This window comes from Paraburkholderia sp. FW306-2-2C-D06C (genome assembly GCF_058781505.1).
On sequence record NZ_JBYSWU010000001.1, the window covers coordinates 192759 to 214053 of the forward strand.

At 61.9% G+C, this 21295-nt stretch carries 17 protein-coding genes; 3 read left to right on the top strand and 14 right to left on the bottom strand.

Annotated features, from left to right (window positions below; all coding sequences use genetic code 11):
* Nucleotides 1-2 precede the first annotated feature (2 nt).
* From AC3WLT_RS00875 to AC3WLT_RS00940, 14 genes are all read right to left on the bottom strand, one after another.
* The gene (locus AC3WLT_RS00875; RefSeq protein WP_492589863.1) at nt 3-902 is read right to left on the bottom strand and encodes a heme/hemin ABC transporter substrate-binding protein; all 900 of its coding nucleotides are present in this window, start codon (nt 900-902) and stop codon (nt 3-5) included.
* The gene (locus AC3WLT_RS00880) at nt 899-1975 is read right to left on the bottom strand and encodes a hemin-degrading factor (RefSeq protein WP_492589864.1); all 1077 of its coding nucleotides are present in this window, start codon (nt 1973-1975) and stop codon (nt 899-901) included. The genes AC3WLT_RS00875 and AC3WLT_RS00880 overlap by 4 nt, the downstream gene beginning before the upstream one ends.
* Nucleotides 1976-2035: 60 nt before the next feature.
* Entirely contained in the window at nt 2036-4282 is a 2247-nt protein-coding gene (locus AC3WLT_RS00885) for a TonB-dependent hemoglobin/transferrin/lactoferrin family receptor (protein ID WP_492590122.1), read from the bottom strand.
* Nucleotides 4283-4594: 312 nt separating this feature from the next.
* Entirely contained in the window at nt 4595-5908 is a 1314-nt protein-coding gene (locus tag AC3WLT_RS00890) for an NAD(P)/FAD-dependent oxidoreductase (protein ID WP_492589866.1), read from the bottom strand.
* A complete protein-coding gene (locus AC3WLT_RS00895) occupies nt 5908-7200 on the bottom strand; it encodes an NAD(P)/FAD-dependent oxidoreductase (protein WP_492589868.1) in 1293 nt (430 codons plus the stop codon). The genes AC3WLT_RS00890 and AC3WLT_RS00895 overlap by 1 nt, the downstream gene beginning before the upstream one ends.
* Nucleotides 7201-7273: 73 nt before the next feature.
* Nucleotides 7274-8845, bottom strand: a complete 1572-nt coding sequence (locus AC3WLT_RS00900; protein WP_492589869.1) for a DUF3138 family protein — start codon at nt 8843-8845, stop codon at nt 7274-7276.
* A 37-nt stretch (nt 8846-8882) separates the two neighbouring features.
* Nucleotides 8883-9794: an ABC transporter permease subunit gene (locus AC3WLT_RS00905; RefSeq protein ID WP_492589871.1), complete on the bottom strand. Its 912-nt coding sequence runs from the start codon at nt 9792-9794 to the stop codon at nt 8883-8885.
* Entirely contained in the window at nt 9791-10765 is a 975-nt protein-coding gene (locus AC3WLT_RS00910) for an ABC transporter permease subunit (RefSeq protein ID WP_492589873.1), read from the bottom strand. The genes AC3WLT_RS00905 and AC3WLT_RS00910 overlap by 4 nt, the downstream gene beginning before the upstream one ends.
* A complete protein-coding gene (locus AC3WLT_RS00915; protein ID WP_492589875.1) occupies nt 10762-11925 on the bottom strand; it encodes an ABC transporter ATP-binding protein in 1164 nt (387 codons plus the stop codon). Before AC3WLT_RS00915 ends, AC3WLT_RS00910 begins: the two co-directional genes overlap by 4 nt.
* Before the next feature lie 212 nt (nt 11926-12137).
* Nucleotides 12138-13259, bottom strand: coding sequence for a polyamine ABC transporter substrate-binding protein (locus AC3WLT_RS00920; protein WP_492589876.1), 1122 nt, complete (start codon nt 13257-13259; stop codon nt 12138-12140).
* Nucleotides 13260-13331: 72 nt separating this feature from the next.
* Nucleotides 13332-14780, bottom strand: coding sequence for an aspartate aminotransferase family protein (locus AC3WLT_RS00925; RefSeq protein WP_492589878.1), 1449 nt, complete (start codon nt 14778-14780; stop codon nt 13332-13334).
* Nucleotides 14781-14842: 62 nt separating this feature from the next.
* Nucleotides 14843-16177: a glutamine synthetase family protein gene (locus AC3WLT_RS00930; protein WP_492589880.1), complete on the bottom strand. Its 1335-nt coding sequence runs from the start codon at nt 16175-16177 to the stop codon at nt 14843-14845.
* A 32-nt stretch (nt 16178-16209) separates the two neighbouring features.
* Nucleotides 16210-17004, bottom strand: a complete 795-nt coding sequence (locus AC3WLT_RS00935; protein WP_492589882.1) for a gamma-glutamyl-gamma-aminobutyrate hydrolase family protein — start codon at nt 17002-17004, stop codon at nt 16210-16212.
* A gap of 303 nt (nt 17005-17307) precedes the next feature.
* Nucleotides 17308-17529, bottom strand: coding sequence for a hypothetical protein (locus AC3WLT_RS00940; RefSeq protein ID WP_492589884.1), 222 nt, complete (start codon nt 17527-17529; stop codon nt 17308-17310).
* Between the two features lie 422 nt (nt 17530-17951).
* Here AC3WLT_RS00940 and AC3WLT_RS00945 point away from each other — a divergent pair, with 422 nt between their 5' ends.
* From AC3WLT_RS00945 to speB, 3 genes are all read left to right on the top strand, one after another.
* On the top strand, nt 17952-18503 hold the full coding sequence (locus AC3WLT_RS00945) for a cupin domain-containing protein (protein ID WP_492589886.1): 552 nt from the start codon (nt 17952-17954) through the stop codon (nt 18501-18503).
* Between the two features lie 89 nt (nt 18504-18592).
* Nucleotides 18593-20086: an aldehyde dehydrogenase gene (locus tag AC3WLT_RS00950; protein ID WP_492589888.1), complete on the top strand. Its 1494-nt coding sequence runs from the start codon at nt 18593-18595 to the stop codon at nt 20084-20086.
* Between the two features lie 135 nt (nt 20087-20221).
* The gene (gene speB, locus AC3WLT_RS00955; protein ID WP_492589889.1) at nt 20222-21184 is read left to right on the top strand and encodes an agmatinase; all 963 of its coding nucleotides are present in this window, start codon (nt 20222-20224) and stop codon (nt 21182-21184) included.
* Nucleotides 21185-21295: the final 111 nt, after the last annotated feature.

Sequence of the window (21295 nt, forward strand, 5' to 3'; positions counted from 1 at the left end):
CGTCAAGCCTGGCCCAGACGCTGGTTGAGCGTCACCACGGCAGCGGGCAACCGGGGGCCAAAGCCGAGCATGAACAGGGTGTCGAGCGACGCGACCCTTTTCGCCCGGCCAGCAGGCGTGGCGCCGAAGCCGGGACGCGCGAGCAGCTTGTCAGCACTGCCAATCGCGCTCAGCGCTTCATTGGTGGTGAGCACGATGTCGGGTGCCGCACTAACCAGTGCTTCGGCAGACAACGGCCGGTACCCATTGAAGCCCTGCATCGCGTTGCGCGCGCCAGCATAGGTGAGCATGGCATCGGCGGCGGTGCGCTGCCCTGCGACAAACGCCTGATTGCCGGTGTTGTTCAGCACGAACAGCACGCGCGGCGGCTGGGCGCGCGTGGCGAGTGGCGATGTGTCGATTGTCTGGCGGGCCGCCTGCCATTGCTCGTTAAAACGAGCCAGTAGCGCCTTGCCTGCCTCGTCCGCATCGAGCGTCCGGGAGACGCCGCCAATCTTTTCGCGTACAGAGCCGACGTCATGGCGCTCAGCAAACGTCACCACTTCCACACCCGCCTGCTTCACCTGGCTTAGTACAGTCGGCGGTCCCGCTTCCGAAGACGCCAGAATCAGGTCGGGCCGCAACGACAGCAGCCCTTCCGCCGATAGCGCTCGCTGATAACCGACCTTCGGTAAGGCGCCTGCAGCGGCGGGGAACGTGCAGGTCGTATCGGTTGCGACCAGCACGCCGCGTGCATTCGCTTGCGCGTCAAGCGCATAGACGATTTCGGCCAGCGCACCGCCGACCACGATTACCCGCCGCTGCCCCCGCTGTGCATTCGCACGCAGGGGAATTCCAGCGAACAGGAGCGCGCCGCCAAAGACGTACGCGCGGCGAGATCCATTAACGCGCCTGGGATTCATACCGAAGCCTCATCGCGCAGGGGTTCGAGTTCTGCGATCAGTTCGCGCCACCCTTCCAGTTCAGGCGACCCCGGTTTGCGCGCTCCGAACAGCATGGCGATGCTCTCACCCTGCGCGTCGAACAGTTCCAGAGACGTGACCATGCCGTCGGACGTCGGCTTGCGAACCACCCAGACATTCGCAATCAGGTCCGTGCGCAGATGCAGGTTGAAACCCGGGTCCAGTACGTTGAGCCAGGCGCCCATGATGCGAATGGTCTTAACCGGGCCGCTGTGAATCTGGATCATGCCGCGATTGCCCACGAACACCATGATAGGTAGGGCGGCCTCAGACGCGCGGACCAACAGATTCTGCAATGCTCCGGTTGAAACGGGTAGCGCATATCGTCGCTCCGCGAGACGCAGCGCCTGCGTGCGAGCAAGCCCAAATTGACGCAGCATGCCAAAGAACTGATGCGTGTCGCTCATGGCGTCCCACGCCGCATGAAATGCCGGCACGTCGATTTCGCTATCGTCCTTGACGACCGGCGGGGCTGCCAGTTCGCCCAGCATCAGGCCCGGCACCTGTTCCGCAGCGCTCCAGCGCTCGACGAAAGCGTCGAATGCCGCGTGATTGCTGTGTTCGCGCAGGAAAATCTTGTGTACCGCGTGGCCTTGAGCATCGAAAAATTGCAGGCTCTTCTGTTCACCGTGAGCAGTCGCCTCCCGCACGGCGAAGCCCGATGCCCAGTGCTGGTAGAAGACCCGCAGGTCAATTGCGCCGCCCAGTACAAGGCCGACGTCGCCGTTGTGGCTCATGTTCCCGTACTGCCCGTCTTTTTCATGGACGGCAGCTTCATTGCGCGTGAGCGCCATGACTGGACCGAGATGTGGCACTTCTTCGAACAGCTCGATAAAGCGCGGCGTCAGGCGCACGACATGCTCGCCGGTAAACGCGGCGAGTGCCTCGCCCTCGCTGATGCCGAGTGCGAGCGCGGCATCGCGATGACGCAGCTTCTGCTCGGTCCTGAGCTTGACGAAGGCATGACGCAACTGTTGCAACGAAGTCGCGTCAAGGCGAGCGGTGTTTTGCATGGCAGGTTCCTAAGGTTGACGATAGCGCAATGAAAATTGGAGAGGTCGAAGCGCTCGCCATTACATGTCGATCTTCATGCTGACGGAGACGTTGCGCCCAGGCGCGGTATACGCGTCCTTGATTGACGACGTATCGGCGATGCCTCGCACGTCCGACCAGTTCCAGTACTTCCGGTCAAACAGGTTGAACACGCCGAGATACGCGACCACGTGCTTGCTGAAGCGATATCCGCCGCGCAAGTCCACCACGAACGATGAAGGCGGTGCGAAACACGTTGCCGAACTGCAGCTTTTGGACGTGATGTCAGTGGACTTTTTGGCAGCCTGGAACAACAGGTCTGCCTGTGCGAACCATCGTTCGCTCGGCTCGTAACGCACACCGAACACGGCAGAGAACGGGTTGACGGAGTCCAGCGGCTGATTCGCGGCGCCCGTGTTCTCGACGCTGCCTTTGGTGAAAGCCATGGCTGTCTTCACAGAAAAGCCTTGCGGCAGGAACCACTCGGCTCGACCTTCAAGGCCATGAATGCGAGCCTTCCCAACGTTGACGTACTGGAATACGCGAGGGTCGGTCGGCCTGCCGGTGCCGGCAACGGTCTGCTGCGAGATGAAATCCCGATAACGGCCTGCGAACACTGCGGCGCTATAGCTCAACGGGCCGAGACCGGTGCCAAGTTTGCCGCGCAGACCGGCTTCAATGGTGTCGCTGGTTTCCGGCTTGAGGTTCGGATTGCCGATCGACGTGTAGCCATAGAGCGGGTTGGCAAAGCTGTTGTTCACCTGGTCCGGCGACGGCGCACGAAAACCATGGGCATACTGGGCGTACGGAATGAGCGCCGGTGACACTTCGTAAAGCACGGCAAGCCGCGGCGACAGCGCGTTGTCGCTCGACGAAACCGGCGTGCCCGTGTACTGCGGGTCACCGGTCTTTGCGCTGAGCCGGTAGCTATCGAAGCGCAGGCCTGGCGTGACCGTCAACGCGCCGAAACTGATCTGGTCCTGCAGGAAGGCACCGAGAAGCGTGTAATCGGTATCCGGAAATGCCTTGTTGGGGAAGGGCGCTTCGCCCGCACCTGGAACCGTGCCGTTGCGCAGGTTGGTCACCCGGTCGACACTGCCGTCGCCGCCGTACAGGAGCTTGTGCGTGAGGATGCCCGTGTGAAAGGTGCTCTCCGCAAACGCGGAACCGCCGACGATGCGTTCGCTGTAATTGTTCTCGCGGCTTCGCGACGGTTGTGACCTGCGTGTCTCATAGGACTTCTGGTCCTGCGAAGCGTCCTGGTAGTAGAACTGCACGTGCGCGGTCTGGAAGAATCGCGCAGCTTCGTTACTGAAGTCGTAGTCGAGGCTGTAACGGTTGCGCTCGAGGCGATCGTTTGCCGTCAGCGCGAGCGTGGTCGGTGGATTCACCGCGGACAGCACGTTGGTGTCGATACGCTGCCTGACGGTTTCGGCCGTGAACTTGAACGTGTCGTGTGCCGTGGGCTTGACCACAAGCTTGCCGAGTACCGATTCCGAGTAGGTGTCCTGCGGATTCGCCGTCGTGCGGTTAGGACCCGCCGAATTGTTCGAGCCGGTGCCGTCCAGTTCGTGGCCGCGCCGGCCATCGGCTATCACCATGCCCTGGATCATGTCATTGCCGCCGGCGGCCTGAACGGTCGCGCCGAAACTGCGGTCGGCCGATTCGTAATTTGGCCGCACAGAAAAGTACGTTTTTTTGCCGTAGATGTTGAGCAGGTCTTGCGGGTCTTTGGTAATGAAGTTGACGGCGCCGGTCAGTCCATCGCTTCCATACAGTGCCGAGGCCGGACCTCGCAGAATTTCGATGCGCTTCAAGGTGCCGATGTCCACATAGTCGCCGCGACCCGCTTCCAGCGGACCAAAGCTGAACGAATTCGGTAGACGGATACCGTCCTCCATCAGCAGGATGCGGTTGCCTTCGAGGCCACGGATATTAATGCTCGAGTCGCCGTCGCGCCCTCCGGCTGCGGCTGCCGAAGTCGGCCGATAGGGTGTGCGCCGAACAGTGACTCCAGGCTCGTAGCGCAGCGCGTCCTTGATGTTCTCCGCCTGTTGTTCTTCCAGGTCTTCGGCCGTGATGACAGAGACGCTGGCTGCGGTGTGGCTGGCTTTCGTTGCAGTCCGGGTCGCAGTAACCGTTACCGGGTCGAGCAGGTCCGGTGTACTGCGCAACTCGGCATATTGAGCAGAGCCTTGATTGCTAGCGGTAGCAGACGATTCCGTTGCCGCATGAACATGAGGCCAGAAGCCAACGACGCCATAGACGCCAGCAAGTATGACGGACAGCGGACGTCGCGCCGGACGAGAAGGATGCACGTGAAAATCCCCGATGAAGAGACCCGATAAGCTCGCTGGGTGATTCACGGCACCTGGCTGGCAGCCCAATAAGGGTTGGGCTGGGTGTGGTTAACAGGCAAAAGGCAAAAAACAGGTAAAGCTCGATTAATGAAGGCGTTAGCTTTATGAAAGCATGACTTTATTGTTAATGAGAATCATTGTCAATAACGGTCGGCGAGCGACTTGGGAATGGTGCCCGCGAATTTCGACTCGCGAGCGCGGACGCTCTCCGCTGAACTCGATCAGCGCGGGCGCAACACGCTAGAACAACTCGCGAATCCGGTGATACATCATGCCGAGTTCGAGCGCCGGCCCGCGCAATGCCGGGCCGCCCGGAAAGCGCGCGTGGCGCAGTTGAGCGAACAGATCGAAGGCCGCCGTCTCGCCCGCCATCGCTTTCGCAACGACGCGTCCGGCGATGCCGGTCAACGCGACGCCGTGGCCGGAAAAGCCCTGCACGTAGAAGTAGTTCGGATCGATCGAGCCGAAATCGGGCGCGCGATTGCGCGTCACGTCGACGAAACCGCCCCACGCATAGTCGATCCGCACGTCGGCCAGTTGCGGGAATACGCCGATCATGCGTTTGCGAATCTCCCGGCCGAGTTGCACGGGTGATGCGCCGGTCGAACTCGCCCGCCCGCCGAACAGCAGGCGATGATCGGCCGACAGACGGAAGTAGTCGAGGAAGAAGTTGTTGTCGCAGATCGCCTCGCGTCCGGCGATCAGCGCGTCGGCACGCGCTCTACCGAGCGGCTCGGTGGCGACGATGTACGACGCGATCGGTGCAATGCGCGCGGCCACCGGCGCGGGCAACACGTCGCCGATAGTCGCATTGCCGCAGGCTGCGACGAAACGGCAGCGCACCTCGCCAGTCGCGGTGCGCACAATGGGCCTCGCGCCGCGCACCACTTCGATCACCGGCGAATGCACGAACAGTTGCGCGCCTTCGCGCCGCGCCGCGTCGGCGAGACCGAGACAGTATTTGAGCGGATGCAGGTGGCCTGAAAACGGATCGTAGACGCCGGCGAGATAACGTTGCGAAGCGACGCGCGCGCGCACTTCGTCGGTGTCGAGCCACGCGAGTTTCGTATAGCCCCAGCGCTGCGCTGCCGAGTCCATCCACGCGCGCAAGTCCGGCACGCGTTTCGGTTTGGTCGCCACCGTCAGATAGCCCGCGGTGAAATCGCAATCGATCCCGTAACGTTCGATGCGCTCGCGCACCAGCGCGACGCCTTCCACCGACATCGCCCACGCGGCGCGTGCCCCGTCGAGGCCGAGTTGCCGTTCGATGATTTCGTCTTTCGCGAAGCCTACCAGCGTCTGCCCGCCGTTGCGGCCCGATGCGCCCCAACCCGGGCGATGCGCATCGAGCACGACCACCGACAAACCACGCGCCCGGCATTCCAGCGCCACCGACAAACCGGAAAAACCCGCGCCGATCACGCAGACGTCGGCCTCCAGCGTGCCGTCGAGCATCGGATCGTCGACGAGCGGCCGGGCGGCGCTCGCCTCGTAATACGAGTTGGCGATCAGCGCATCGGCGCGGCGGTCGAGCGTGTTGACAGTAGCGTTCATCAAAGCAGGTCCTTCATTCGATACCAGGCCATCGCGAGCACGAGAGCGGGGGTGCGCAGTGTAGCGCCGCCGGGGAAGTCGCGATGACGGATCTTGCCGAACAGGTCGAAGCGCGACGCCTGGCCGTCGATCGCCTCGGCGATCAGTTTCCCCGCGAGACCGGTGGTGTTTACGCCGTGGCCCGAGAAGCCCTGCGCGAAATACACCGTCGGCGAGAGGCGGCCGAAATGCGGCGCGCGATTCATCGTGATATCGACGAAACCGCCCCACGCATAGTCGATTTTGACGTCGTCGAGTTGCGGGAAGGTTTTCAGCATGTCGCGGCGCATCGCCTCGCCGAGGTTGCGCGGCGCGAAGGTCGAATAGCTGACTTTGCCGCCCCACAGCAGACGGTTGTCGGGTGCAGGACGGAAGTAGTCGAGCACGAAGCGGCTGTCGCAGACCGCGGCTTTCGCGGGCATCAGCGCTTCGGCGCGGTCGGGGTCGAGCGGTTCGGTGGCGATCACATAGGTGCCGACCGGCATGATTTTGCTCGCCACGTCGGGTGCCAGTTTGCCGAGGTACGTGTTGCACGCGAGCACGACGAATTGCGCGTGCACCTTGCCGCGCGCGGTATCGGCCACATGCCGGCCGTTTTCCTCGCGCAGCGCGGTGACGCAGCTGTCTTCGAAAATCTTCACGCCGGCCGCGCGTGCCGCGCGTGCAAGACCCAGTGTGTAATTCAACGGATGCAGATGACCGCTGTCCGGATCGAACAGCCCGCCCAGGTAGCGCGACGATTCGACGTATTCGTCGAGACCTTCGCGCTCGACGTAACGGAAGCGGTCGTAGCCAAAGCGCGTTTGCGCTTCGTCGCGCCATTGGCGCAGCGCGTCCGTATCGCGCGGTTTGTTCGCCGCGGTCAGATAACCCAAAGTCAGATCGCAGTCGATTTGATGCTTCGCGACGCGTTCCTTGACGATATCCAGTGTTTCGAGGCCCATGTCCCAAACGCGCTTCACGTCATCTGCCGGCATGAACTTCGCAAACGTATCGGTATCGCACGCAAAACCGCCGATCAACTGGCCGCCATTGCGGCCGCTGGCCGCCCAGCCGACTTTCGATGCTTCGAGCACGGCGACCGAATGGCCGCGTTCAGCGAGGTTCAGCGCGGTCGACATGCCGGTGAGCCCGGCGCCGATCACGCAGACGTCGACGGTAAGGGTGCCTTCGAGCGGGGGATGGCGGGTGGTGTCGTTGGCGGTTGCTGCGTAATACGAGGCGACGTGAGGCTGCTTCGAGAATGGGAGCATAGGCAGAGCATGCGGAAGAAGCCCGAACGCGCGGCCTTCGATAAGGCCGGGCCGCTCGTTCGGGCGGTGCGGATTAGAACGAGTAGATGAATTGCGTCGCCAGCAGGTCGTTGGACTTGCCGTACGAACCGTCGTTCTTCAGGAACACCTGTTTGTTGGCCCAGTCGTGGCGGTATTCCACCTTGACCGTGATCTGCTGGGTCGGGTAGAACAACAGGTCGAGCGAAACGTCCTGACGGGTGGCGCCCTTGCACTCGAAGCCAAGACCGCCGTTCGCCTTCGAATTGGCGAGACAGTCCGCGCCAATGCCGAAGCCGTCAGCCGTATCCATGCCATTGCCGTTCAACGCGATGCCGCCGCCGCCGCCGCCGTTCTTGCTGTCGACGAGCAGGTCATAGCGCACCGTCGCGCCCATGCGGCCCACCACCGGCAGGTTGAACTTGCGGTGCGCGAGCAGCGAGAGGCCGTACCACTGCGCCTGGCCGCCGTTGAACGCCGCGTTCTGCTGCTGGCCGTAGTCGACTTCGGCGTTGTACTGCACGTCGGCGAGCGTGTAGGCCAGGTCGGCTTCGGTGAAGAAGAACGTGCCGCCCGCGCTCGGCGCGTTGCCGCCTACGCCGTAGGTGACCGCACCGGTAGTCGCGTTGGTCGCGCTCGGCAGCGTCTGACGCCCGATGTTGAACGAACCGCCGATATCCAGTGCGCTCGACCACGTGTAGTCCGTACGCGCCGTGAAGGTCGGAATCTTGTTGCTGGTCGTGATCGGATCGCCGAGCGAGTTGGTGCCGATCTGCGTGGTCGCGCCATACGTGCGGTACTGCTCGTTGCCGAGGAAGAACTTCCACGCCCAGTTGCCCGAGGTGTAATTCGCACCGATACCGACATAGCTGCCCGGATCGGAGAAGTCATAGAGCAGGTTGTGCGTGAGCGTCAGCATCTGATTTGATTGCTGCACTTCGTAACCGCCGAAGCTCGGAATCAAACCGGCCACGAGTGTCGTCGTCGCGGTCAACGGCACATTGACGACCGCGGTGTTCAGGATGTTGTTGCCGATATTGCCGTGTTCGTTTGCCAACAGCGTAATACCGTTGCCGCGGTTCGGCATCAACGTGATTTCGGCCGACGGCGCCATCGGGCCGACACCGAAAGTCTTCTTGATGTCGAGGTAGAGATCGCCGAACGAACTGTTGAAGTAGTTGTAGGCGCTCTCGTGGTTCGCGAACAGGAACGACGAGCTGCTTTGTGCGCGGTTATAGATGTAGGTCGGGTCGATATAACCCGTCACCGACAGACCCGCAATTGGACCGGTATTGGCCGCGTCCACCAGCGAGTCGACCTTCAACTGCTGATTGGCGATCTGCTGCTTCATCGACGTGACTTCGTCGTTGGTCAGCGTCGCGCGGGCGCTGCCGTACTCAGGCGACGAAATATCGACCGGCGCGGCCGCCGTCGCCGGGGCTGGGGCCGCGTTTGCTGTGTTTGCCGCCTTGGGTTTGCTGGCGACTTCCGCGCGGAGTTGTTTCACCTCCTTTTGCAGCGCGTTCAGCTGGGCCTGTAGCGCCTTGATCTGGTCGCTGGTGGCATCTGCCATGGCAAAGCCCGGCAGGCTCCCCGCCACCAGCAGACAGATGAGCTTCTTTCTCATGCAAATTCTCCTTGTTGGTCGTATTGCAATGGACTTCTTATGCCTGTGCCGTATCGAGAGACTTTCGTACGGTGGCTTGTTGTGGCACGGCAGGCAATGGGTCGGCGGCTTCGGCGAGCGCGAAAGCCATCTGCATGTCGCGGTTGCGTTTGCGTTCGCGCAGCTGCATCCAGCGGTTCACGACGATCACGCCGATCGTCACCGTGGTGATGAAGATCGTTGCAAGCGCATTCATTTCCGGGTTCAGGCCGAGGCGCACCCGCGAAAACACGACGAGCGGCAGCGTGGTCGAACCTGGACCGGACAGAAAGGCGGACAGCACGAGGTCGTCGAAAGACAGCGTGAACGACAGCAGCCAGCCGGACATCAGCGCCTGCGAGATCAGCGGCAGCGTGATCAGGAAGAACACCTTGAAGGGGGTGGCGCCGAGATCGAGTGCGGCTTCTTCGAGCGACTTGTTGAGCTCCTTCACCCGCGATTGGACGATGATCGCCACGTAGGACACGCACAGCATCACGTGGCCGATCCAGATCGTGAACAAGCCGCGGCCCTTCGGCCAGCCCAGCATCTGTTCGAGTGCGACGAACAGCAACAGCAGCGAGATGCCCTGAATCACTTCGGGAATCACGAGCGGTGCGTTGATCATGCCGGCAAACAGCGTGAAGCCGCGAAAGCGTCCGAAGCGGGCGAGCACGAAACCGGCCCACGTGCCGATCACCACCGAAGCGCAAGCGGTCAGCAGACCGATCTTCAGCGACAGCCACGCGGCGCTGAGCAGTTCGCCGTCCTGCAACAGCGCGCCATACCATTTCAGCGAAAAGCCGGACCAGACGGTGACGAGCTTCGATTCGTTGAACGAATACACGATCAGGCTGAGGATCGGGATATACAGAAACAGAAACCCGAACGACAGCACGCCGATGGAAAGAGGTTTATTCGGCTTGATCATTTCGAGCCCTCCAGTTCCTTGACCTGGTAGTACTGGAACACGGCCATCGGCACGAGCAACAGCAGAACCATGGCGACCGTGACGGCGGATGCCATCGGCCAGTCCATATCGTTGAAGAATTCATCCCACATCACGCGGCCGATCATCAGCGTGTCGGCGCCGCCGAGCAGCTCAGGAATCACGTACTCGCCGACCGCCGGAATGAACACCAGCAGACTGCCGGCGATGATGCCGTTCTTCGACAGCGGCAAGGTGATGCGCGTGAACGCGGTCCACGGTTTGCAGCCGAGGTCGTAAGCGGCTTCGAGCAGCGTCAGATCCATCTTCACCAGATGCGCATACAACGGCATCACCATGAACGGCAGATACGAATAGACCATGCCGATATACACGCCAATATCCGTGTGGTAGAGCCGCAACGGCGAATGAATCATGCCAATCGCCATCAACGTGTGATTGAGCAGGCCGTCGTCCTTCAGAATGCCGATCCATGCGTAGACGCGAATCAGGAACGACGTCCAGAACGGCAGCATCACGCCCATCATCAGCAGGTTGCGGGTGCTCGGCGCCGAGCGGGCGATGTAGTACGCGATCGGATAGCCGATCAACAGGCAGCAGATCGTCGAGACCGCGGCCATCTTCAGCGAGCTGATATAGGTGGCGACGTACAGGTCGTCCTGCAGCAGGAACGCGTAGTGGCTCAGCTGCATCGCGAAGTGCACCATGCCGTCCTTGACCGTCACGAGATCGGTGTACGGCGGAATGCCCAGGCGCAGATCGGCGAAACTGATCTTCAGCACCAGCACGAACGGCAACGCGAAGAACACCGTGAGCCAGAGGAACGGCACGCCGATCACGGTCGTGCGGCCCGACGGCATCAGCATCGGCAGGCGTTTTTTCAGCGAGACGAGCAGGCGGCTGCCGGACGGCGCGCCGAGCGCCGCGGGGGAGGTGGTGGCGGGATTTCTCATTGCGTCAGCACCACGCCGCTAGCCGGCGACCAGTAGACGAACACGTCGTCGTTATAGGACGGCGCACCTTCGCTCATCAGGTGCGAGCTGGAGAGATTCGACACCACGGTCTTGCCGCTCGGCAGACGCACGTGATACAGCGAATAGCTGCCCATGTACGCGACATCCGAGACCACGCCGCGCGCCCAGTTGTGCGGCGTGGCGGGTTTGTCGAGCGACACCTTCACGCGTTCGGGGCGCACCGAGATGCCAACCGGCATGCCGAGCGGGCCGGTAACGCCGTGGCTCACATACAGGCGCGCTTCGAGGTCTTCGCTTTCGACGAAGATATGGTCCGGCTCGTCCTCGACCACCGTGCCTTCGAACAGATTGGTCGAGCCGATGAATTCGGCCGAGAAACGGCTATTCGGAAATTCGTACACCTGGCTGGGCGAGCCGATCTGCACGATGCGGCCTTCGCTCATCACCGCCAGCCGCCCGGCCATCGTCATGGCTTCTTCCTGATCGTGCGTGACCATCACGCAGGTCACGTCGACCTTCTCGATGATGTTGACCAGTTCGAGCTGGGTCTTCTGGCGGATCTTTTTATCCAGCGCCGACATCGGTTCGTCGAGCAGCAGCAGCTTGGGGCGCTTCACCAGCGAGCGGGCCAGCGCCACACGCTGCTGCTGGCCGCCGGAGAGCTGATGCGGCTTGCGCTGCGCATACTTGCTCATCTGCACGAGATTGAGCGCGTCGGCGACGCGTTCCTTGATCTCGTTCTTCAGCGTGCCTTCCTGCTTGAGGCCGAAAGCGATATTCGCTTCGACGCTCATGTGCGGGAAGAGGGCGTACGACTGGAACATCATGTTGACCGGCCGCTTGTACGGCGGCATCGCGGCGAGGTCTTCGCCGTCGACGAAGATACGCCCGGACGTGACCGTCTCGAGCCCCGCGAGCATGCGCAGGAGCGTGGACTTGCCGCAGCCGGAGCTGCCGAGCAGCGCGAACAGTTCGTTCTTCGCGATGTTCAGGTTGACGTTGTCGACAGCGGTGCTGTCGCCGAATTTCTTCACGACGTTTTCGATGCGGACAAATTCATCCGATTTCGATTTCGTCGTCGGTGCGGGGCGGGCCATCTGGGTGGCGCCGGCAGCGCTATTTAAGGTCGTCGAGTTCATGATGTAACCATTCCTTGCGGATCGCGGGCGCAAGTGTCTCCGTACGAGGCGCTTGAAGCGGCTCGCAAGATGCGCTGCGATCGGAAAACATGGGACTGCGCGCAGGTGGGACCCTAAAAGCGCGCAGGCTGACTACCGTTGCTGCTATTCATGCGCTCAGGGTTCGAGCGATCCCTGAGCGCGGGATCAATGTTTAGTCGAGTTGGCTAAAATCAGTGGCCGGTCTTGAGCTGTGCCCAAAGGCGGTTTTCGAGGCGCAGGATGTCGGTCGGCATCGGCTTCATCAGCGTCATCTTGCCCAACACGTCGTCGCCCGGATAAACGGTCTTGTCCTCGGCGACGGCCGGCGTGACGAACTGGCGCGCGGCCTTGTTCGCGGTCGGGTAGAACACTTCATTCGTGATCGCCGCGTTGACCTTCGGGTCCGAGATGTAGTTGATCCACTTCGTCGCTGCCTCGGGATGCGGCGCGTCTTTCGGAATCACCATCACGTCGAACCACAGCAGGCCGCCTTCCTTGGCGTTGGAGAATTTGATCTGATACGAGCGTTTTGCTTCGGCAGAGCGGCGGCTCGCAATGCCGACGTCCCCAGACCAGCCGAGCGCGACGCAGATGTCATTGTTCGCGAGGTCGTTGATGTAGCCTGACGAGTTGAATTGGGTAATGTACGGACGGACTTTCTTCAGCACTTCGAAGGCGGCCTGATAGTCGGCGGGGTTCGTGCTGTTCGGGTCCTTGTGCATGTATTGCAGCGTGGCGGCGAACACGTCGACGGCCTGGTCGAGGAACGACACGCCGCAGCTCTTCAGCTTCGACAGATTGGCCGGATCCAGCACGAGTGCCCAGCTATCCACCGGCGCGTTGTCGCCGAGCGCCTTCTTGACGGCCTGCACGTTATAGCCGATACCGTCGGTGCCGTACGCCCAGGGCACGCCGTACTGGTTGCCCGGATCGGCGTCGGCAATCATCTTCATCAGCACGGGGTCGAGATTCGCGAGATTCGGGATCTTCGACTTGTCGAGCTTCTGATACACGCCGGCCTGAATCTGCTTGGCCATATAGTTCGACGTCGGCACAACGATGTCATAACCGGAACTGCCGGCAAGCAGTTTGGCCTGCAACGTGTCATCGCTATCGTAGTTGTCGTATTTGACGTGAATCCCGGCTTGTTTCTCGAAGTTCGGAATCGTGTCCTTCGCAATGTAGTCCGACCAGTTGTAGACGTTCAGTTCCGTGTCGGCCGCAAGGGCCGGCGTGACCGACAGCGCCGCAAAACCCGTGAAGGCGAGAAGCGCGGCCCCCGCGACCGCATGACGAAGATGACTAACGCTCATGGTTTTTTCCTTGATGTGAAGAACCGGCATGAGCATGGATCGTGGGTGTGCGCATGCCGGAACGAACTGCCGTTACGAAATACCAAGTTGTTGTGCAGTCGCGTCGATGGCCTTTTTGGCCTTCGACACGATTTCGTCGATTTCCAGCTTTGTGATCACGAGCGGCGGCGACAGCAGCATCCGGTCGCCGGTGGCGCGCATGATCAGGTTGCCGTTGAAGCAGAAGTCGCGGCAGATCGTGCCGACGTCGCCGCCGTTGGCGAAACGTTTGCGCGTTTTCGGGTCTTCCGCGAGTTGCAGGCCGGCTACCAGCCCCGCGCCGGAGATCTCGCCGACGATCGGATGGTTCGCGAAGGTGTCGCGCAGCTTCTTCTGGAAGTACGGACCCGTATCGGTCTTGACGCGCTCGACGATTTTCTCGTCGCGCAGCAGCTTGAGGTTGGCGACCGCGACAGCGGCGGCCACCGGATGCCCGGAGTAGGTGAGGCCGTGATTGAAGTCGCCGTTCTCGATGATCGCTTTGGCAACGCGGTCATGCAGGCCGACCGCGCCCATCGGGATATAGCCGCTCGTCAGGCCTTTCGCCAGCGTGATCAAGTCCGGTTCGAAACCGAAGTGCTGATGCGCGAACCACTCGCCGGTCCGCCCGAAGCCGCCGATCACTTCGTCGGCGACCAGCAGAATGTCGTACTTGCGGCAAATGCGCTGGATTTCCGGCCAATACGTGGAGGCCGGGAAAATCACGCCGCCCGCTCCCTGGAAAGGCTCACCGATAAACGCGGCCACGTTGTCCGCGCCGATTTCGAGAATCTTCGCTTCGAGTTGTTGCGCACGGGCCAGCGCGAATTCTTCCGGCGTCAGATTGCCTTGCGCTTCACCGAAGAAATACGGCTGGTCGATGTGCACGATATTTTCGACCTTCGACGGCATCTGGTCGTGCATGTAGCCCATGCCGCCCAGCGTGCCGCCCGCGATCGTCGAGCCGTGATAGCCGTTCTTGCGCGAGATCACGAACTTCTTCGAATGCTTGCCTTGCGTCGCCCAGTAATGATGGACGATGCGCAGCACGGTGTCGTTGCCTTCCGAGCCGCTGTTGCAATAGAAAAAGTGATTGAACGGTTCCGGCGCGAGCTCCGCGAGCAATGCCGACAGTTCGATCACCGGCGGATGCGTCGTCTTGAAGAAGGTGTTGTAGTAGGACAGTTCCTGCATCTGCCGGTATGCTGCGTCGGCCAGTTCCTTGCGGCCGTAACCCACGTTCACGCACCACAGGCCGGCCATGCCGTCGATCACCTTGTTGCCTTCCGAGTCCCACAGGTACACGCCCTGAGCCTTGACGATCACGCGGCTGCCGGCGCGATTGAGCGAGCCCATATCCGAAAACGGATGAATGTGGTGCGCGGCGTCGAGCGCGCGGTATTCGGCGGTGCTGCGTTGCTGCTGTGCGGCTTGAGCCGACTGTGCCCCGGCGGCGGGTTGCGCCGGTTGCACGTAAGCGACTTCTTCTGTTCTATAGCTCATACTGCCTCCAATAGTTCTGCATTTGCTTTTTCGTCGACGTCCATGACGGCCTTAAACCCGGCTTAGACGTGCAACAGCAAATGCCGGCGTTCCCACGAACTGATCACGCGGAAGAACGCTTCGTATTCGGTTTCTTTCAGTGCGAGATAGGCTTTGACGAATTTCTCGCCGAGCACTTCGGCGATCGGCTCGCATGCGCCCATCAGCGTCAAACCCTCTTCGAGGTTGCGCGGCAACTGGTACGGCAATTCATAACCGTCGCTGAGCAGCGGCTCGGTGGCTTCGAGGTTCTGCGTCATGCCCAGGTAACCTGCGGCCAGTGTCGCGGCGATCGCCAGATACGGATTGCAGTCCACACCCGGAATGCGGTTCTCGATGCGGCGCGCAGCCGGGCCCGAATGCGGAATCCGGAAGCCCACCGTGCGGTTGTCGTAGCCCCATGCCACGTTGATCGGCGCGGCCATGAAGCGCGACAGGCGGCGATACGAGTTGATGTACGGCGCGAAGATCGGCATCAGCGCGGGCGTGTATTTCTGCAAGCCGGCGATGTAGCTGGTGAAGAGCGAGGTCGGCTTGCCGTCCGCGCCGGTGAACAGGTTGCGGCCGGTTTCTTCGTCCACGAGGCTCTGGTGCATGTGCATCGCCGAGCCCGGTTCGTCTTCCATCGGCTTGGCCATGAAGGTCGCGTACATCTTGTGACGCAGCGCGGCTTCGCGCACCGTGCGCTTGAACAGGAACACGCTGTCGGCGAGCTTGAGCGGGTCGCCGTGCATGAAGTTGATTTCCATCTGCGCCGCGCCGACTTCGTGAATCAGCGTGTCGACTTCCAGTTCCTGCACCTCGCAGTATTCATAGATGTCTTCGAACAGCGGATCGAATTCGTTGACCGCTTCGATCGAGTACGCCTGGCGCCCGGTTTCCGGACGGCCGGTCCGGCCGATCGGCGGTTGCAGCGGCAGATCCGGGTCCTTGTTCATGTCGACCAGGTAGAACTCGAGCTCGGGCGCGATCACCGGCTTCCAGCCTTTGGCCTTGTAGAGTTCTAGCACGCGGCGCAGCACGCGGCGCGGCGAGATCGCGACCGGCGTGCCGTCGAAGTGAACGCAATCGTGGATCACCTGAGCGGTCGGGTCGACGGCCCACGGAATGATGCGGATGGTGCTCGGATCGGGGACGCAAACCATGTCCGGATCGGTGACGCCGGTGAGCGTGCCGTCTTCCGGATAATCGCCCGTGACGGTCTGGATCATCACCGCCTGCGGCAAGCGCATGGACTCGCCGGATTCGAATTTGCTGCGCGGGATGATCTTGCCGCGCGCGATCCCGGCCATATCCGGAATGATCGCTTCGATTTCGGTGATGCGGTTCTTCTTCAGAAATTCGTCGATGTCATGCATGATTGTTCTCTCAGTTTTGGTGCGCGACCGGCTCAGGCATGCGTGGCGGCGGCGGATGCCGCGCCATAGCCGGCCTTGGTGCGCATTCGATCGCGGCAGGCGTCGCCGAAAGCGCGGAAGATCGCGGTGGACAGCGCGTCGTTCGCGTGCTTCCACTCCGGGTGCCACTGCACACCTAGGGCGAAGGCGCGCGCGTCTTTCACGCTGACTGCTTCGATCAATCCGTCCGGGGCTGTGGCTTCAGCCACGAGCCCGGCGCCCAACCGCTCGACGCCCTGACCGTGCAGTGAATTCACACGCGCTTCATCCGTGCCGCCGGCAAGACGCTGCAACAAGCCGCCCTGCGTCAGCGTGATCGGATGCGACGGTGCGTATTGCACGTCGAGGTCGTCTTCCTTGTTCTCGCGGTGGTCATTGAAGCCGGCCACCGCGTGAACGCATTGATGCAGCGTCCCGCCGAAAACCACGTTCATTTCCTGGAAGCCGCGGCACACCGCCAGCACCGGCACGCCGGCGTCGATGGCGGCACGCAGCAGCGGCAGCGTCGTCGCATCGCGTGCGGCGTCGTGCAGCGTGCCCGGCGCGCTGGGATGGCCGCCGTAGCGATGCGGCTCGACATTCGAATAGCTGCCGGTAAACAGCAGGCCATCGACGGTGGCCAGCACGTCGGCCGTGGACTGACGCTCGCCGAGCGCCGGCAACAGCATCGCCAGCGCCTGTGAGCCGTCCACGATCGCGGCAATGTACTTTTCGCCGACCACATGCGACGGGTGGACTCCCATCATCGTTCTGTCGGCGCTGATGCCGACTAGAGGTTTGGTTCGCATAACGAATAGACGTGTGTGTTCCCGCGGGACGCCGCATGAACAACGTTAAACCCGGCGCGGCACGATTCCGCAGCCGGGCGCAAGGCGCCAGACCGCCGGGGTAGTGCAGGCGGTCGCTGGCAACGGAGCGCACCGCGCGTGGTAATCAGGCAGGCTGTTCGATTTGATCCGCTGCGGTGCGCAACCAGTCTGAATCGCGTGAAGCGTGCAGGCGGCAGACGGCACCGCACATGCACGAACGCATGGCTCGATAGAGCGCGTTCACGCAAACGGACGAATCGAACAGCGAAAAGGAGGGAGGCGCTACGGCAGCAGCGATGCGACTTCGTCCGTGCGCACAGCAATGAAGGCGCGCGCGGAGATAGAGTTGTGACGTCGAACTGAACGGCGGGACAGGATCGTGAAGACGGACAGAAAGCGGCGGAACGCAAGGCTGCCGTTGCTGCCGTCGGCGATGGCGCTGTCAGCGCGAAGACATCTCGCCTGACTACGATTCCATCTCACCAAAGGGCCTCGGACTCTCACGATTACACTCGACTAGCGACGTTGAAAGTATTGAACGGCCTGCTCGAAAAACATACCGGGCGTTTAAAGAAACAGGACGCTGGGATGATCGCCTTAAGCTGTAGCGAAGCTGATTCGCTACATCGCAAAACACCTTTTCGTGCTTCGTGACGCCAGCATGACGATCGCCTGAGAACCATCGTATACGAGCCAATAAAGCCGTCAAATCATTTTTATAAAAGATTTATAAGGGCTTTCCCCAGGGCATGGCTAAAATTCCGCCCAGTGGGAACGGTCGTTGCGTAATGCATATTTCGGAATGCTTTCAGGGTTTTCCCCAAAGGCGCGATGATTAAAGTGATTAGAATATTCAACACTCGCGCACAGCGTATTGCCTCGATCCAGGCGTTCCCGATCGTCTTCCTATGTCAGAGAATTTAGCGATGTCCATCGAAGTAGCGACCCGCCTGCAGTACATCCGTAAGAAGAATGGTCTGTCGCAGCGAGAGCTGGCCAAGCGGGCGGGCGTGACCAACGGCACGATCTCGCTGATCGAGCAGAACCGCGTGAGCCCGTCGGTCGGCTCGCTGAAGAAACTGCTCGAATGCATACCTATGAGTCTTGCCGAGTTCTTTACCTTCGAAGTCGAAGTGGCGCGATCGGTGGTGTCGCGCCGCGCGGACATGCCGAACCTCGGCAATGAGTCGATCGAGTTCTATCTGGCGGGCGCAAGTGTGAAGGACCGCAACATGGGCATTCTGCGCGAGGTCTACCAGCCTCTGTCGGACACCGGGCCGGAAATGCTGGAACACGCGGGGCACGAGGGCGGCGTGGTGGTCAGCGGTCAGATCGAATTGACCGTCGACGGCACCACGTGGCTGCTCGATCCCGGCGACAGCTACTACTTCGAAAGCCGTTTACCGCATCGTTTTCGCAATCCCAGCGCGGAGCATCTCTGCGAGATCGTGTCGGCCAATTCGCCGCCAACTTTCTGAAGACTCCGCGCCAACGCGCCGCGACGCTGTTCAATGCCGCATGAAGTCGATGCCGATAGGCGTCGTGCGCACAACATTGAGGCATCCTGATGGACAAGAAAACTCTCGCTTTCTGGCAAGACAAGGCCGCTGCGCTTTCAATCGAAAGCCGTGCGTTTATCGACGGCGAATACCGCGACGCTGCCAGCGGCCGCACGTTCGACTGCCTGAGCCCGATCGACGGCAAGCTGCTCGCCAAGGTCGCCGATAGCGGCGCGGCGGACGTCGACGCCGCGGTGGCGGCCGCCCGCCGCGCATTCGATGCGGGCGTGTGGGCCGGCCTGAATCCGCGCAAGCGCAAGGCGATTCTGTTGCGCTGGGCGGCGTCGATCCGTGAGCATCTCGACGAACTGTCGCTGCTTGAAACGCTGGACGCCGGCAAGCCGATCGCCGACACGACCACTGTGGACGTGCCGGGCGCGGCCTATTGCGTCGAGTGGTTCGCCGAGGCGATCGACAAGGTCGGCGGCGAAGTGGCGCCGGCCGATCATCATCTGGTGGGGCTCGTCACGCGCGAGCCGATCGGCGTGGTCGCCGCGGTGGTGCCGTGGAATTTCCCGATCCTGATGGCGTCGTGGAAATTCGGGCCGGCGCTGGCCGCGGGCAACAGCGTGGTGCTCAAGCCTTCGGAGAAATCGCCGCTCACCGCGATCCGCCTCGCGCAACTCGCTTTCGAGGCCGGCATTCCCGCCGGCGTGTTCAACGTCGTGCCGGGTGCGGGCGAGCCGGGCAAGCTGCTGGCGCTGCATCAGGACGTGGACTGTCTCGCCTTCACCGGCTCGACCAACGTCGGCAAGCTGATCATGCAGTACGCCGGGCAATCGAATCTGAAGCGCGTGTGGCTCGAACTCGGCGGCAAGTCGCCGAACATCGTGATGCCGGATTGCCCCGACCTCGACCGCGCCGCGAATGCCGCTGCCGGCGCGATCTTCTACAACATGGGCGAAATGTGCACGGCGGGTTCGCGCCTGCTCGTGCATCGCGACATCAAGGACGCGTTCCTCGACAAGCTGATCGCGGCGGCCCGCAGCTACACGCCGGGCAATCCGCTGGATCCGCAAACCTCGATGGGTGCGATTGTCGATAACGTGCAGCTCGAACGCGTGCTCGGCTATATCGAAGCGGGCCGCGCCGAAGCAAAGTTGCTGCTCGGCGGCTCGCGCGTGAAAGAAGAGACTGGCGGCTTCTATATCGAACCGACCATCTTTGAGATTCCGGCGGCCGGCGCGAAGGTCGCGCGCGAGGAAATCTTCGGGCCGGTGTTGTCGGTGATTACGTTCGACACCGTTGAGGAAGCGATCAGGATTGCCAATGACAGCGAGTACGGTCTCGCTGCCGCGCTCTGGACCGCGAACCTGACCACCGCGCACGAGGTGTCGCGCAAACTGCGCGCGGGCACGGTGTGGGTCAATTGCTACGACGAAGGCGGGGACATGAACTTCCCGTTCGGCGGCTACAAGCAATCGGGCAACGGCCGCGACAAGTCGTTGCACGCGCTGGAGAAGTACACCGAGCTGAAGTCCACGCTGGTGCGGCTGCGCTAAAGTTCGCCAAGCCAGCGCGGCAGCGTGCGGACAAGGCGCCGCCGCGTTCCCAATGAATCCGAGGCCGGACGCTGCACGCATCACCAGGAAGCTTCGCGTGCGGCGCCGGCATGTCTATCAGGTATCAGGTCATCTATGACTGAACTCGTCTACGGCGACGGCGCGATCCGCCGTTCGTCGCTCTATGGCTCCTCGATCGAAAACACCTATGCGGGTGTGTTGTCGTTCATGCGCCGCAAGTACACCCGTGAACTCGACGATGTCGATGTCGTGGTCTCCGGCGTGCCGCTCGATCTGGCCACCACGTTCCGCTCGGGCGCACGTCTCGGCCCCGCAGCGGTGCGCGCGGCCAGTGTGCAGCTGTCGGAGCTGCATCCCTATCCCTGGGGCTTCAATCCGTTCGACGATCTCGCTGTGACCGACTACGGCGACTGCTGGTTCGACGCGCACAATCCGCTGACGATCAAGGAATCGATTGTCGAGCACGCACGCACGATCCTGCGCTCGGACGCGAAGATGCTGACCCTCGGCGGCGATCATTACATTACCTATCCGCTGCTGATCGCGCATGCGGAGAAGTACGGCAAGCCGCTCTCGCTGATCCATTTCGACGCGCATTGCGATACGTGGGCGGACGACAGTCCGGACAGCCTGAACCACGGTTCGATGTTCTACAAGGCGGTGAAGGACGGTCTGATCGATCCGAAGACCTCGGTGCAGGTCGGCATCCGCACGTGGAACGACGACTTCATGGGCATTAATATTCTCGACGCCGCGTGGGTCCACGAGCACGGTGCGCGTGCCGCGGTGGAGCGGGTCACGTCGATTGTCGGCGAGCGGCCCGCGTATCTGACTTTCGATATCGATTGTCTCGATCCGGCGTTCGCACCGGGCACGGGCACGCCGGTGGCGGGCGGTTTGTCGTCGGCGCAGGGGCTCGCCATCGTGCGCGGGCTCGGGGCGTTGAATCTGGTGGGCGCGGATGTCGTGGAGGTGGCGCCCGCATATGACCAGAGCGAGATCACCGCGATAGCCGCCGCGCATATCGCATGCGATCTGCTGTGTCTGTGGCGGCAACGCAAGGTTGCTGAGCGCTAGGCACTAGCCTTGCGGTCTTACGCGGAACCGGCTCAGCCCATCGACGACGATCGATCGGGCTGACGCCGGCTTTCACGCAAGCCCAGCGTGTAGACGGCGAGTGCGCCGCTC